The sequence below is a fragment of the Methanoculleus nereidis genome, assembly GCF_032944295.1.
GTDB classification, from domain to species: Archaea; Halobacteriota; Methanomicrobia; order Methanomicrobiales; family Methanoculleaceae; genus Methanoculleus; species Methanoculleus nereidis.
Genome location: NZ_JABFFQ010000019.1, coordinates 1 through 14,298 on the forward strand (window position 1 = coordinate 1; position 14,298 = coordinate 14,298).

Genomic DNA, 14,298 nt, shown 5'->3' on the forward strand with positions numbered 1-14,298 from the left:
GCCCTCCCGTCCGCCCTCGCCGCGGAAGGGATCGAGACCATACGCCCCTCAGACGCCGTCCGGCTCGCCCCGCGATACTCCCCCCTCCCCATCAGCCCCTCCCCCTATGGCGATACTCCCACGGTCCACTGTATTGGGCCATTTTACATCTCCAGCCGTTCCTCCAGTCTCCACCCCGGGCGAAGCGACCTAAGGAAGTTGAAAACCCGCCTCCTTCACCACCTCCCATAAATCCCCGTCACTTCGGCAAACTCCCGTATGCCTTCCTCCCCTGCCTGCTCCGGCCGGAGCCGCCACTCCCAGTTCCCCTCCATGGTGCCCGGCCGGTTCATCCGAGCCTCCTCCCCGAGGGCGAGGATGTCCTGCATCGGGATGATGACGGTGTTTGCCGGGGAGAGCATAGCGAGGCGTATGAGGATCCGGTGCGTCTCGTCGGCGCTCACCGATCCCCCGATGTAGCGGAACAGGAGGTTCTTCTGCTCCTCGGAGGTCTCGTGCTCGAACCATCCCCGGACGGTGTTGTTGTCGTGCGTCCCCGTGTAGGCGACACAGTTTTTCGTGATGTTGTGGGGCGCATGAGGGTTTTTTGCGACGTCGCCGGCGAACCCGAAGGTCAGGATCTTCATCCCCGGGAAGCCGAAGTGGCCCATCATCTCGTGGACGTCGGAGGTGATGTGACCGAGGTCTTCGGCGATGATGGGAAGGCACGACCTGCTTCGCGCAAGCAGGGAGAAGAGGTCCCAGCCGGGAGCATCGACCCAGCGTCCGTTCTGTGCGGTCTCTTCCCCGGCAGGAACCTCCCAGAACTGCACGAACCCCCGGAAGTGGTCGAGGCGCAGCCGGTCGACGAGGGCGAGGGTGCGGTCGATCCGGCTCTCCCACCACGCGAATCCCTGCTCCCGGTGTGCATCCCAGTTGTAGACCGGGTTCCCCCAGAGCTGCCCGGTCTCGCTGAACATATCCGGGGGAACGCCTGAGACCGCGGCCGGTTTCTTCTGCTCGTCAAGTTTGAAGAGCCCCGGGTTTGCCCAGAGATCGACGCTGTCGTAGGTGAGGTATATGGGGATGTCCCCGATGATCTGGAGATGCCGCATGCGGCAGTGGTTCTTGAGCACCCCCCACTGGTGGTCGAAGACGTACTGGAGGAACTTCTCGCGGAAGATCCGGTCGGCAAGTTCGGTGCCGTACTTCCTGAGCGCCTCCTCACGCCGGTCCCGGACCCCGGCCGGCCAGTCTCCCCAGACCCTCCCCGCGAACTCCTCCTTGAGGGCCACGAATATAGCGTAGTCGTCGAGCCACGAGACGTTGTCGGCCGCGAAGTCCTTATAGCGGAAGTCGGGCCCGTGCTCCTTGAACCGCGCAAACGCCTTATCAAAGATGCCGTTCTTGTAATCCAGGACCGCCTGGTAGTCGACCCGGTCCTCCGGGAAGCCTGGCGGGTCCGCGATATCCTCCGGAGCGAGGAAGCCGTCTGCGACCATCTGTTCGGGGCTGATAAGCCAGGTGTTGCCGGCAAACGCCGATGTGCCCTGGTAGGGCGAGTTGCTGAACACCGGGCATGTCGGGTTGAGAGGGAGGATCTGCCAGAAGCGCTGCCCTGCCTGGCTAAGAAGGTCCACGAACCGGTGCGCCACCGGCCCGAGGTCGCCGATACCGTAAGCAGACGGCAGGGACGTGATATGCAGGAGAACTCCGCTGGCCCGCCGGTTCATGCTCCGCCCCTCCTTACGCCGTCCTCACGCCGAGGCATGCTGCCGCTCTCCTGAAGGCATCCGCCCACCGTTGTGCATCCTTATCACCCCGGCCAGCACGCTCCCGCATTCCAGAATAACGCCCGCGCATCCCGATGCAGAGGTTCTGGCTCTCCCATAGGGTGAGCGTCAACGGAAATACTTTCGCACACCTGACGGTGCGGACGATCTCTTCGAGCGGAGCCGGGTCGCAGGATCGGGCTGCCGCCGTCCCGGCGGCGGATGCTATCCGCCTGCTTGCCGCCTCCCCGAGGGCCGCGAGGTCGGGCGCAAGGTTCCGGGCCCTCATCGCCTCCGCGAGCGCGAAGAATCGGTCCGGGTCGGGGCACCCCTCTCCGAGCATCGCGAGCAGCCGCCCGGTGCAGGCATGCGCCAGGAGATGGACGGCGGCTCCCGGCGCCGGGAGCCCGAGATCGTCGAGCGCGGCGATCAGCGCCGCCGCGCCGCGGTAGATCGTGCAGACGGCCTCCCCCATCCCGGGCGCGATCTCGCGGGCGATCGCCCACCGCTCCTCATCGGAGAGGTCGGGCGCGGTGTAGACCCGGGTGAAGGCCGCGAATATCGCCCCCGCCGGATCGGAGCCCGCCATCCCCTCCCACGCCACCCGGAGCGCCTCCTCGCCGCCGGGCTCGCGCACGGAAAAGACAACCCGGTCCATCCCGGCAAAGAATGCAGCCGCATCGAGGTGCGCCTCCTCGCCCGTCGCCCGGGACCGCACCCGGACGGTCCCGAGGATACGGCGCAGGCCGTCGGCGTCCGACCGGTAACGCCAGTCTTCGTGGACGGCGTACATCCCCGATGCGGCCGCAGGGGGTTCGAGATCGAAGAGGGCGTATAGAGCCGTCCCTGCCCCGATCCGGGAAAGATCGACCGCCGCCGACCTGGCCAGGGCTTCGTAGACCGCAGCGCCGGTCGCGTACCGCGGGTCGTTCACCGGAGCGCGCCGGAGGGTGGCGGTGAACGCCGGCTCGAGGTCGATGCCGAGGCTTTCCCGGGCAAGTTCCATTGCGCGGCCCGCGTGCTGCATCACCTGAACGCTCCCCGGCTCCGTGATGTCATCGAAGAACCAGCCGCAGCTCGTCTGCATCAGCATCGCCTGCCGCTCGATCTCAAGGAGCGCTAAGATCCGCTGCCGTTCATCGGGAGAGAGACCGCCGGGCGCGTGCCGTGCAAGGAACCCCGCAACGGCCTCATCTGACCACCGGCCGAGGACGAGGGCAACGGCGTCGTGCCGTGCCTCCGCGGGGTCGGGGACGAGTGCCCCGAACGCTTCCGCCACCCGGGGGGCGAGAGCGTCCCGGACCATGACGACCGCCTCCCGGAGCGGCCCACGCCACTCCTGCGACCATCCGGGGTGTGCCCCGCTGTGACACCCGCACTCTCCCTGCCAGCGCCCGACACCGTGGGTGCAGCTCCAGGACGTCCTCTCGCAGACGGCGGCCTCGTGCGTGGGCGGGTGGGCGGCGAGGTATTCGCCGTAGACCGTGAGACGGACGTCGCTATGCGCCTCGAGGGTCTCGAGGCAGTACGCGAGCGCCATCTCCCCGAACTCACGGTGATGGCCGTAGGTCTCCCCATCGGTCGCGATATGCACGAGTTCCGGGCGCTCTCGTTCCCATGAGAATGCACCGAGCAGCCGCCCGGCAAACCGCCGCCCGTCGGAGAGCAGGTCGCCGAACGCAACGTCGCGGGAAATCGTCCCGTTGTAGAAGACTGCGATGCTCCGCCCGGAGGGGAGGCGGCAGAGGTAGGGCATCGTCGTATCGACCCCGCCGCTGGAGACGTCCGTCCAGTCCTCCGCCCCGATCGGCCGCACGTTTGCGGCCTGGTGGGGGGCGAGGACCGTGAACCGGATCCCAGCCTCCGCCATCAGGTCCAGGGACTCGATATCGACCGCCGTCTCCGGGAGCCACATCCCTTCGGGCTCCCGGCCAAACCTTGCCGCGAAGTCGCGGATCCCCCAGGCGACCTGAGTCCTTTTGTCCCTGCTGTTCGCAAGCGGCATGATGAGATGGTTGTAGCAGCAGGCGATCGCCGGCCCGTGGCCGGCGTAGCGCTCCCGCCCCTCCCGGTCGGCCTCGACGATCGCTCCGTAGACCTCCGGACAGTGCCGCTCGAGCCACGCAAGAAGCGTCGGGGCGGCCGTGAAACTGATCCTTCCATAGGTGTTCACGATCTCTTCGATCATGCCGTCCACGTCAAGGATGCGTGCGGCGGTGTTCGGGCGATAACACTCCGCGGTCACCCGCTCGTTCCAGTCGTGGTGCGGCGCGGCGGAGCGCTGGAACCCAACATCGCCTAGCCAGGGGTTCTCCCTTGAAGGCTGGTAGAAGTGGCCGTGAACGCAGACGGCGCGGTCCATCCTCATGCCCCCTCGGGAGCAAAGATGACAGCGCCGAACGGGGGCAGGGTGAGGGGGAGGGACCACGGCCGGCCGTGCACCAAAACCCGCTCCGCCTCCACCCCGCCGAGGTTCCCGACACCGCTCCCGCCGTACTCGACCGCATCGCTGTTGAGCACCTCCTTCCAGAACCCGCCGAACGGGACGCCGACCCGGTAGCCGTAGCGCGGCACCGGGGTGCAGTTGCAGACGACGAGGACGACGTCCTCGGCAGAGAGCCCCCGCCGGAGGTAACTGACGATGCTCTTCTCCACATCCGAGAAGTCGACCCACTCGAACCCCGCCGGATCGGCGTCCCGCTCGTGGAGAGCGGGTTCGCGGCGGTAGAGGCGGTTTAAGTCGGCGACCCACCGGAGGATCCCCTGGTGAGGAGGATACTGCAGGAGGTCCCACTCAAGCCCGGTCTCGTGGCTCCACTCCGACCACTGCCCGAACTCCCCGCCCATGAAGAGGAGTTTCTTTCCCGGGTGCGTGAACATGTACCCGTAGAGGAGGCGGAGGTTTGCCCGCTTCCGCCACTCGTCGCCGGGCATCTTTCCTGCAAGCGAACTCTTCTCGTGGACGACCTCGTCGTGCGAGAGGGGGAGGATGTAGCGTTCCCGGAACGCGTACCAGATGCTGAACGTCAGGAGATCGGGCCGGTACTTCCGGAAGACCGGGTCGAACGTGAAGTAGTCCAGGGTATCGTGCATCCAGCCCATGTTCCACTTCAGGTCGAACCCGAGCCCCCCGGTCGCGGTCGGGGCGGTCACCCCCGGCCAGGAGGTCGCCTCCTCGGCGATGACGAGCACGTCCGGGAAGTTGGCGTGGACCACGTCGTTCAGCTTCCGGAGGAACCCTATCGCCTCGAGGTTCTCCCTCCCGCCGTAGACGTTCGGTATCCATTCCCCGGGGCTCCGCGCGTAGTCGAGGTAGAGCATCGAGGAGACCGCATCCACCCGCAGGCCGTCCGCATGGTAGCGTTCAAGCCAGAAGATGGCGCTGCTCAGCAGAAACGACCTGACCTCGTCCCTCGCGAGGTTGAAGATGTAACTCTTCCACTCGGGGTGGTAGCGCTGGCCGGGAAGCGCGTGCTCGTAGAGGTGCGTGCCGTCGAAGTAAGAGAGCCCGTAGCCGTCGGAGGGGAAGTGGGACGGCACCCAGTCGAGGAAGACCCCGATCCCGCGCTGGTGGAGGTGCTCGACGAGGTGCATGAAGTCCTGCGGGGTGCCGTACCGGCTCGTGGGAGCGAAGTAGCCGAGCGACTGGTAGCCCCAGGAAGCGTAGAGCGGGTGTTCCATGACGGGGAGGAACTCGGCGTGGGTGAACCCGGTATCAAGCAGGTACTCGGCAAGCTCGGTCGCCAGTTCCCGGTAGTTCAGGAACCGGTTCTCCTCCTCCGGCACCTTCCGCCACGAACCGGGGTGCATCTCATAGACGGAGAGCGGGGCGTCCGGGGTGTTGTCCTCCTCCCGGCACCGCATCCACGCCCGGTCCCGCCAGGTATACGAGATGTCCCAGATGACGGACGCAGTCTTCGGCGGGACCTCCCAGAAATACGCGAACGGGTCGCCCTTCTCTACGGAATACCTGTCATACCTGCTTTTGATGTGGTACTTGTAGAGCATCCCGTGACCGATATCCGGGATAAATCCCTCCCAGATGCCGGAATCGTCACCCCGGGCCCTGAGCGGATGCCGGCCCGCCGCCCACCCGTTGAAATCCCCGATGACCGAGACTTCCGCGGCATTCGGCGCCCATACCGCAAAGAATGTCCCCCGCGCACCATCGGCGACGGCGGGATGCGACCCCAGCCTGTCATGCAGACGGGAATGGCTCCCCTGTCGAAAGAGGTAGACGTCGTAGCTGGTGATGAGGCTCCCGGTCTTCGTGATATCCGGTAGCACCTGCTGCATCTTCCCATCCTCCTGGTTCGGTATCATCGTGGACCACCGGAGAGCACTTTTCTATAGACGCCGAGCGTCCTCTCCGTGACGACATCCCACCTGAACTTCTCCATCACTTTCCTGCGGCCGGCCCTCCCGAGTTTCTGCATGTAGGCCGGGTCGTCGATGAGGTGGCAGATCCCCCAGGCGATCGACTCCGGCCGGACGGGAACCTTGATGCCGTTCACGTAGTTATCGATGTTCTCGGAGAGCCCCCCGACATCGGTCGCGACGACGCAGCGCTCCGCGCTCCATGCCTCCGTGAGGACGAGCCCGAACGGTTCGTTTCTGCTCGGCACGGCGACGAGGTCGCAGGCGTTCAGGAGCCGGATGTGGTCCGCGTCGGAGACGTAGCCGAGAAACTGCACGGGAAGACCGTGCGCCATCGCCTCCAGGTATCCGCGCATATCTCCGGTGCCGGCAAAGAGGAACTGCACGTCCCAGCGTTTGGCGAGGATCTCGGGTATGGCCTGGACCAGGAGGTCGGGGCCCTTCTGGTAGGTGAGGCGGCCGACGAAGAGGACGACGGGCGCGAGCGGGTGAATGCCGTAGCGTTTCTTCACCTCGCCCGGGTCGAGCCGGGTACGGTAGGTTTCGGGGTCGATCCCGTTCGGGATGACGGTGACCTTCCATTCGGGGACGTTGTAGAGCCACATGACCTCGGTCTTGGTCGAGTTCGAGACGGTCGTGACCGCCTTTGCGATGTAGCCCCCGTACCATTCCTTGCCCGATATCTCCTTAAACTCCCACCAGCCGCCGAAATTCCCCCCGTGCCGCCCGTACTCTGTCGAGTGGAAGGAGAGGACGGTTTTTCGGCCGCGGAGGGTGTGCAGCGCCTCCACGAGGTGCCAGTCGTGGAAGTGGAGGATGTCGAACTGCGGGGTGTCGTGAGCGCGGAACGCGTCCACGAGCATGTTGCTCATGGTCCTGCAGTACTCGATGACGTTGCCGCCGAACGGCAGGCAGTAGTGGTAGTGGACGTTGTTGATCATCGCATCGTCCCCCTCTCCCCGCGTGAAGAAGTGGACTTCGTGCCCCCTCCGGGCGAGGCGCTCGGCGAGGTGGGTCGCCGCCGGGGCAAGGCCGCCCACCTTGAACGTGGAGTGGAGCGACTCCCAGCAGAAGAATGCTAGCTTAAGCGTTTCCATAGTTTGTTGATCCTCTTCTGAATCATCGTTCGGAGTCTCTTGCGGTCGGAGATACCCCAGATCTTCTCCGCCAGTTGCGTATCGCCGATGACCTGGGCGATCCAGCGGTTGAAGTCCTCCCGCTCCACGTGGTACCGGATGACATCGTCCGGGGCAAACTCGAGCATATTTGCGAGTTCCTGGAGGCTGTGGGCGGCGTACCCTGCCGGCCTGTCGTACGACGAGAAGGAGAACGCCTTATCGGGGGGGACGCACCGGAGCGAGCGAGCGGCTTTCGGCGACGGTGCGCTGGCTGCGGACCGCACCTCGGCGTGCGAGAGGATCCGCATAAAGGAGGCGAAGTAGTCGTAGGTCGCCTGGTGGCTGACGGCGTGGAGCGGCTTTCCGCACGAAGGCGAGCGCATGGCCATCCGGCGAATGTGCTCGGTCTCAAGGAGGCAGCGCCAGACCTCCGGATCCGCGATCAGGCCTCCGGCCTCCTCGAGCGCCTCGATGGCGGATTGCTGCAGGATGGTTCTCTGCCGGCCGGGCCCGTCGGTCTCTTCGAGGTCCCCGTGCGGGGCGAGCCGGACGGCGTCTGAGGGGCGTATGGTCTCGATCCCTTCCGCGGCGAGGGCGGACGGGAGGGCCCGCAGGAACTCGAGGATACCCGTCTCGGGCCCGATGAAATCCCCGAAGATGCGGTAATCGAGGAAGAGCGTGATGCAGTCGCCGGGGGATACGGAGAGCCACCCTGCATACTGGTCGGCCATCAGCGGCCATTTGTCCCACCCGCGCCACGGAAACCGCACGGCGATGTCGTCGGAGAGATCGCAGTGGGCGACGAGGACCGGGAGGCCCCGGTAGGTGTAGATGAGGTTTTGGTCCCTCTCAAGAGCGGGGCCCTCCCCTCCCTCGATGATGGCCGCCTCGATCCCCGCCCCGGCAAGCGCCTCTGCGGTGGCCGGGGTGATGGGGTAGTCGGTATGCGCAAACGTGGTCGGCGTGACCGAGAAGTGCTCCTTCATCAGGTTCCGGTGCATGAGGACTTCATCCGTGAACTCCGTGAGATCGGTGAACTGCCCGGCGACGCTGTGGTAGTAGGTCTGGGCGAGGAGTTCGGCGTTCTGGTGGGTTGCCGCACGGGAGAGAAGTTCGAGCATCTCCGGGTACCACGCATCGAGGTTCTCCACCACCGTTCCGGATATCGCAAAGGCGCACGTAAACCCACTATCGAGGAGTTCGAGAAGGAGTTCCGTCGTCGGCCGGAAAGAGCGGTCGATGACCCCTCCCAGGTCTTCCTTCGCGTCCGGGTTAAAGTAACTCTCTTTTACGTTTCTCTTTCCCTTTACCACGTCGGGATGAAACCCGGGATTGAGATAGCATGGATAATGAATATCGAATCCCAGGCAGACCTTTGGTGGATTTAAGCCCTCGCCCGTCATCGGTGGTAGATGGCGGTTTCCGTATATAAATGTCGTCGACCGGGACTACCTGCCGGTCTTTCGTATGTTACGGGGCCCCGATGCCCTGGTGGTGGGCGGATATCGTCTCCGGGGACGATCGAAACAACCCCGGGCCTGCTGCTGTCGTTTCATCTTCCGGATAGCATCAAATGGGATAACTACGTACTGCATAATGAGGAGCAGCGTGAGCAGTGATGGGTTTCTTGTAAGGACGATGCAACAGGATGAGGTTCAAACAGCCGTCGACTGGGCGGAGCAGGAGGGGTGGAACCCGGGAATTCACGACGCAGAGGCCTTCTATGCCGCCGATCCGGAGGGATTCTTCATCGCGGAGCTCGACGGCGAGCCGATAGGCTCGGTCTCGGTCGTCAACTACGGCGAGGCATTCGCCTTCGCCGGCCTGTACATTCTGAAACCCGAATACCGGAACCGGGGTTACGGAAGCCGGCTGTTTGCCGCCGGCATGGCTCATGCCGGTGAGCGGAACGTCGGGGGCGACGGCGTCGTCGCGATGCAGGAGAAGTACCGCACGCGGTCCGGGTTTACGCTTGCCTACCGAAACATCAGGTTCGAGGGCACCGGGGGCGGCAGCGAGCCCAAAATCCCGGTCGACCTTGAGGAGGTGCCGTTTGACCGGCTTAGCGCATACGATGCCCGGCACTTCCCGGCGCCGCGCCCTCGCTTCCTCGCGGCCTGGATCCGGCAGGAGGGGACGGTGTGCCGGGCGGTTCTCGCGGACGACGGCACTATTGCGGGATACGGCGTCATCCGGAGGTGCCATAACGGCCATAAGATCGGGCCGCTCTTTGCGGACACACCCGGAATTGCAGAGGATATCTTCCTCGCGCTTGCTACGCAGGCGCCGGGCCAGCCGGTCTACCTCGATACGCCGGAACCGAACGCCGCCGCCGTGGCGCTCGCCCGCCGGCACGGGATGTCGCCCGTCTTTGAGACGGCACGGATCTATACGAATGCGATCCCGGACCTGCCGCTCGGGGAGGTCTTCGGCGTGACGTCGTTCGAGCTCGGGTGACGGAGCTGCCCTGCACCACTGCATCGATCTCGGATTGATACTATTGTCTGGTTCCCATCCCCACCACCGATGGGATGGGTGCCAGACCCGGATCTTTCCCCCTCCCCGCACAGGGAACGTTCTTCTTCTCCCGCCTTTCGAAAGGATAGTGTCCAAAAACCCCCACCCCGCCCGGCCTTCGGCCTCCTCACCCGCACCTTCGGTGCCTCAACTCCGCTCCTAGCGGAGCGTCGTTCCCCGCCCCCTGGGACGGGGGCAGTGCGTGGCGATAAGCGATGGTTCGGAGAACCGGAGCTAGAGCACCGAAGGTGCGAACCCGGGAAAAAGCCGTGCCCGGGACCTGATTGACAGTGGATCGGGCGGGGGTCTTCCTCTTCCCACACGGGGAAACACTCTCTCATCCCCTCTCGCGAAAGGACAACGTTCCCGGAAAAGCCCCCAGCCCAACCCTTCGCGCCAGCCCCGGGGCTGCGGGGATGTCCAGCGCCCCGGGGATGCTCCTGCCCTTGATCACAATATTCTAAAGGTCCCAGAAGAGTATCATCCAGGAGTACGACCGTATGGACTACCTGGAGGAGTTTCCCGTTCTCGTCATCGACGACGAACTGCACTCGGATACCGCAGAAGGCCGGGCGTCGCGGGAGATCGTGAAGGAACTGAAGCGTGAGGATTTTCCCGTCATCGAGGCGCTGACCGCCCGCGACGGAATCCACGCCTTCCTCTCGCACCCCCACGCGAGCTGCATCGTCATCGACTGGGAACTCACGCCGGAGGCCGCGGACGGCACGCTCACCGCGGAAGATGTCATCACCCTCATCCGGGAGAGGAACCCGAAGGTCCCGATATTCTTAAACACCGAGAAACTGGCGATCTCCGCCATCCCTCTCCGTGTCATATCCCGGATCGACGGTTACATCTGGAAACTCGAGGATACCCCCGGCTTCATCGCCGGCCACATCAAGCGGGCGGCAACGAACTACCTCGCCGACGTCCTCCCGCCGTTCTTCCGGGGGCTGATGGACTACGTCGAGGAGTATCGCTACTCCTGGCACACACCGGGGCACATGGGCGGCGTTGCGTTCCTCAAGAGCGCACCCGGCCGGATCTTCTACAACTTCTTCGGCGAGAACGCTCTCAGGGCCGACCTCTCGGCCTCGGTGCCGGAACTCGGCTCGCTCCTGGAGCACTCCGGCGTCGTCGGGGAGGCGGAGCGGAAGGCCGCGGAGGTCTTCGGGGCTGATCGGACCTACTTCGTCACCGGCGGCACATCGGCCGCGAACAAGATCGTCTGGCTTGCGACCGTCACCAGTGGCGACATCGTCCTGGTGGACCGGAACTGCCATGCGTCCGTGATGCACGCGATCGTCATGACCGGCGCCGTCCCCGTCTACCTCGTACCCGCCCGGAACGAGTACGGGATCGTCGGTCCCGTCCGGAGCAGCGAGTTCCGTCCCGAGGTCATCGCACAGAAGGTCCGGGACTGCCCGCTGATAAAGGACCCCGCGTCGCAGGCGATCAGGATAGCCGCGGTCACGAACTCCACCTACGACGGGATCTGCTACAGCATAGAGAGGATCGAGGAGCAGTTGCGGGACGTGGTCCCGTATATCCACTTCGACGAGGCCTGGTCCGGCTACGCCAGGTTCCACCCTCTCTATGCCGGCCGGTTCGGGATGCATGCCACAGATACGGTCGGCCCGACGGTCTTTGCCACCCAGTCGACCCACAAAGTTCTCGCCGCATTCTCGCAGGGCTCGATGCTCCACGTCAGGCAGGGCCGGGGAGTTGTCGATCACCCGCGGTTCAACGAGGCGTTCATGATGCTCACCTCCACCTCCCCCCAGTACACCATCGTGGCGTCCCTCGATGTCGCCGCCAGGATGATGGCCGGGCATTCGGGAAAGTTCCTCGTCGAGGAGGCGATCGAGGAAGCGATCGTCTTTCGAAAGAAGATGGTGACGGTGGCCGACGAGATCCGGGCCGGCTCTGCCCCGGGGGAGGATTACTGGTGGTTCGCCGTCTGGCAGCCTGACTGCATCATGGACCAGGAGACGGAGCGACCGGTCGGGGAGGCGGACGATGCGCTCCTCCGGGAGAACGCCGGCTGCTGGCTCTTGAACCCCCACGATACCTGGCACGGCTTTCCCGACCTCGAGGAGGGCTACGCCATGCTCGACCCTGTCAAGGTGACCATCCTCACCCCCGGGATCCTGCCGTGCGGGGGCATGGAGGACCGCGGGATACCGGCGGCCGTCGTCACGAAATACCTCAGGAAGAGCGGGATCGTCGTCGAGAAGACCGGGTACTACTCGTTTTTGGTCCTCTTCACGCTCGGGATCACCAAGGGCAAGTCCGGGACGCTGCTCGCGGAACTCTTCCGGTTCAAGGCGCTCTACGACGGCAACAGTCCGCTCGAGGAGGTCTTCCCCGACCTGGTGCGAGAACACCCGGCCCGGTACGCGGGCCGTGGCCTTGCCGACCTCTGCCGGGAGATGCACGGCTACCTGCGTGACGAGTCGATCGCCGACATGCTCAGAAACATCTACGCGACGCTGCCGGAGCCGGCGATGACGCCTGCTGAGGCCTACCGCTGCCTGGTGCGCGGCGAGGTGACGCCGGTGCCCGCGAGCGGCCTTGAGGGGAGGACGGTCGCGGTGATGGTCGTTCCCTACCCGCCCGGTATCCCGGTCATCATGCCGGGAGAGCGGTGCGGGGCGGCCACACGGGCGATCGTCGATTACCTCGTCTCGTCGCAGGAGTTCGACACCCGCTTCCCCGGGTTCGAGAACGAGGTGCACGGGGTGGACGTCGTGGCGGGGGACGGCCGGCGGGTCTACTACGTCTACTGCGTCGGGGATTGACCTGTCCGGCGTTCATTTCCGCACCCTGCCGCGGGCGAGCGAGGCGAAGATGCCTGCGGTGCAGAGGACGGCGAAGATAGAGAACGCCACCCGGAGGCTCGTCATGAACGGCTCCTGGACCTCCGGCCCGATCTGGGTGCTGCCGATGAAGAGGGCGAACGTGACGGTGGCGATGGCGAGCGAGAACATCATCCCGGTCGTCCGCATGGTGGCGAGCATCCCCGAGGCGAGGCCGTAGAGGGACCGGTCGACCGAACTCATGACGGCGTTCGTGTTCGGGGAGGAGAAGAGGGCGAACCCGAACCCGAGGAGGACGAGGCTTGCGACGATCCAGGTCATCGGGGTGGCTGCGGTAAGAAGCGTGAGGAGGGCGAGGCCGACGGCGGTGAGCCCCATCCCGGCCGAGGCGACGTACCGGGGTTCGACCCGGTCGGAGAGTCTTCCGGCCGGGGTGGCAAAGAGCGCCTGGATGACCGGCTGCGTGATCAGGACAAGCCCCGCAGCGCCGGGATCGAGCCCCCGGACCACCTGGAGGTAGAGGGAGAGGAGGAACCCGACGGCAAACGTCGCGCCGTAGTTGATCAGGGCAGCGAGGTTTGAGAAGGCGAACGCCCGGTTCGCTGCGAGGAGGCCGATGTTGAGGACCGGACTTTCCACCCTTGTCTCCCAGGCATAGAAGACCACGGAGAACGCTACCCCGATGACGATTGCTGCAACGCCGCCGGGATCCGGGAGGCGCGAGAACCCGTACACCACGGCAAGGAGCATCGCGCCGTAGAAGGCCGACCCGACGATATCGAACCGCTCCCCGCAGGCGTCGGCCCACTCCCCGGCAAGGTGGCGGCGGATCATGAAGACGATGTAGATCCCGAGGGGGATGTTGGTGAGGAAGATGCTTCGCCAGGTGAGGAACTCGGTGAGGTAGCCGCCGAGCAGCGGCCCGATGGAGAGGCCGACGTAGACGGCGGTGACGTTGATCCCGAGCGCCCGTCCCCGCTCCTCGGGCGGGAAGACTGATGTGATCATGGCGATGCCGGTGCCGTAGATCATGGCGCTTCCTATGCCCTCGAGGAACCGGAAGAGGATGAGCACGAGCCCCGACGTCGCGAGCGCGGAGAGCAGGGCCGATGCGGTGAAGACCACGACCCCCAGAGTGAAGACCCGTTTTCGCCCATAGATGTCGGCGCACCGTCCGAGCGGGACGAGGAAGATCGCGGTCGCGAGGAGGTAGGAAGAAGCCACGAAACTGAGCGATACGGCGTCGAGAGCGAACTCTGCGGCGATGGACGGGAGCGCGATGTTCACCGCCGAGCCCATGAACGGGGTGAGGAACGCGGCAAGGGTGGCGATGATGAGGACGGTCCGGCGCTCGACGATATCGGAGGTGGGCATGGGGGTTCCTGTCTGCGGTGCTTACTGGAATTTGGGGCGGCCGGGGAGTAAAGGGTTGTGATGCGGTGTGTTCCTGGGCCCGTCTTTCTGCGGAGGCGAGGAGGGATGGGGGCTTTTCTCTGGGGAGAAGTGAGGTGCGGGGTGGGGTAGTTGGCCTGGGGAATGAAGCGGTGGTTGAAGCTTGCCGGGCAGGCGAGTAATGGAAATGCGGGGGATGGCGATTAGAGGAGGTGTACAAAATGGATGGAAATCATCGACAACAATTGAAAGGACAGCCGAAACGATGGGAAATCCCGGTACAGTGGACCGTGGGAGTATCGCCAATGGGGGAGGGGTTGCAGG

8 protein-coding genes are annotated in these 14,298 nt (G+C 65.0%); 2 read left to right on the forward strand and 6 right to left on the reverse strand.

What is annotated here, in order from left to right:
• Nucleotides 1-215: 215 nt before the first annotated feature.
• The 5 genes from malQ to HL657_RS13320 are packed head-to-tail and all read right to left on the reverse strand — an operon-like array spanning nucleotide 216 to nucleotide 8,649.
• Nucleotides 216-1,712, reverse strand: a complete 1,497-nt coding sequence (malQ, locus tag HL657_RS13300; protein ID WP_317297298.1) for a 4-alpha-glucanotransferase — start codon at nucleotides 1,710-1,712, stop codon at nucleotides 216-218.
• Nucleotides 1,713-1,725: 13 nt separating this feature from the next.
• Nucleotides 1,726-4,113, reverse strand: coding sequence for a DUF3536 domain-containing protein (locus HL657_RS13305; RefSeq protein WP_317297299.1), 2,388 nt, complete (start codon nucleotides 4,111-4,113; stop codon nucleotides 1,726-1,728).
• A 2-nt stretch (nucleotides 4,114-4,115) separates the two neighbouring features.
• Nucleotides 4,116-6,074, reverse strand: a complete 1,959-nt coding sequence (glgB, locus tag HL657_RS13310; RefSeq protein ID WP_317297300.1) for a 1,4-alpha-glucan branching protein GlgB — start codon at nucleotides 6,072-6,074, stop codon at nucleotides 4,116-4,118.
• Nucleotides 6,071-7,225, reverse strand: coding sequence for a glycosyltransferase family 4 protein (locus HL657_RS13315; RefSeq protein ID WP_317297301.1), 1,155 nt, complete (start codon nucleotides 7,223-7,225; stop codon nucleotides 6,071-6,073). The genes glgB and HL657_RS13315 overlap by 4 nt, the downstream gene beginning before the upstream one ends.
• Nucleotides 7,207-8,649 carry an alpha-amylase gene (locus HL657_RS13320; RefSeq protein ID WP_317297302.1) on the reverse strand — a complete coding sequence of 481 codons (1,443 nt, stop codon included), beginning with the start codon at nucleotides 8,647-8,649 and terminating at the stop codon, nucleotides 7,207-7,209. The genes HL657_RS13315 and HL657_RS13320 overlap by 19 nt, the downstream gene beginning before the upstream one ends.
• Before the next feature lie 205 nt (nucleotides 8,650-8,854).
• Between HL657_RS13320 and HL657_RS13325 the strand changes: the two genes are divergently transcribed.
• Nucleotides 8,855-9,703 carry a GNAT family N-acetyltransferase gene (locus tag HL657_RS13325; protein WP_317297303.1) on the forward strand — a complete coding sequence of 283 codons (849 nt, stop codon included), beginning with the start codon at nucleotides 8,855-8,857 and terminating at the stop codon, nucleotides 9,701-9,703.
• Between the two features lie 560 nt (nucleotides 9,704-10,263).
• Nucleotides 10,264-12,564, forward strand: a complete 2,301-nt coding sequence (locus HL657_RS13330) for an Orn/Lys/Arg family decarboxylase (protein WP_317297304.1) — start codon at nucleotides 10,264-10,266, stop codon at nucleotides 12,562-12,564.
• Between the two features lie 12 nt (nucleotides 12,565-12,576).
• Here the strand turns inward: HL657_RS13330 and HL657_RS13335 are convergent, their stop codons facing one another.
• Complete coding sequence (locus HL657_RS13335) at nucleotides 12,577-13,956, reverse strand: MFS transporter (protein WP_317297305.1); 1,380 nt, start codon at nucleotides 13,954-13,956, stop codon at nucleotides 12,577-12,579.
• Nucleotides 13,957-14,298: the final 342 nt, after the last annotated feature.

What these genes read in the sequence shown, in the direction of transcription:
- malQ (WP_317297298.1), bottom strand. Translation starts at nt 1,712, where the DNA reads ATGAACCGGCGGGCCAGCGGAGTTCTCCTGCATATCACGTCCCTGCCG.
- HL657_RS13305 (WP_317297299.1), bottom strand. Translation starts at nt 4,113, where the DNA reads ATGGACCGCGCCGTCTGCGTTCACGGCCACTTCTACCAGCCTTCAAGG.
- glgB (WP_317297300.1), bottom strand. Translation starts at nt 6,074, where the DNA reads ATGATACCGAACCAGGAGGATGGGAAGATGCAGCAGGTGCTACCGGAT.
- HL657_RS13315 (WP_317297301.1), bottom strand. Translation starts at nt 7,225, where the DNA reads ATGGAAACGCTTAAGCTAGCATTCTTCTGCTGGGAGTCGCTCCACTCC.
- HL657_RS13320 (WP_317297302.1), bottom strand. Translation starts at nt 8,649, where the DNA reads ATGACGGGCGAGGGCTTAAATCCACCAAAGGTCTGCCTGGGATTCGAT.
- HL657_RS13330 (WP_317297304.1), top strand. Translation starts at nt 10,264, where the DNA reads ATGGACTACCTGGAGGAGTTTCCCGTTCTCGTCATCGACGACGAACTG.
- HL657_RS13335 (WP_317297305.1), bottom strand. Translation starts at nt 13,956, where the DNA reads ATGCCCACCTCCGATATCGTCGAGCGCCGGACCGTCCTCATCATCGCC.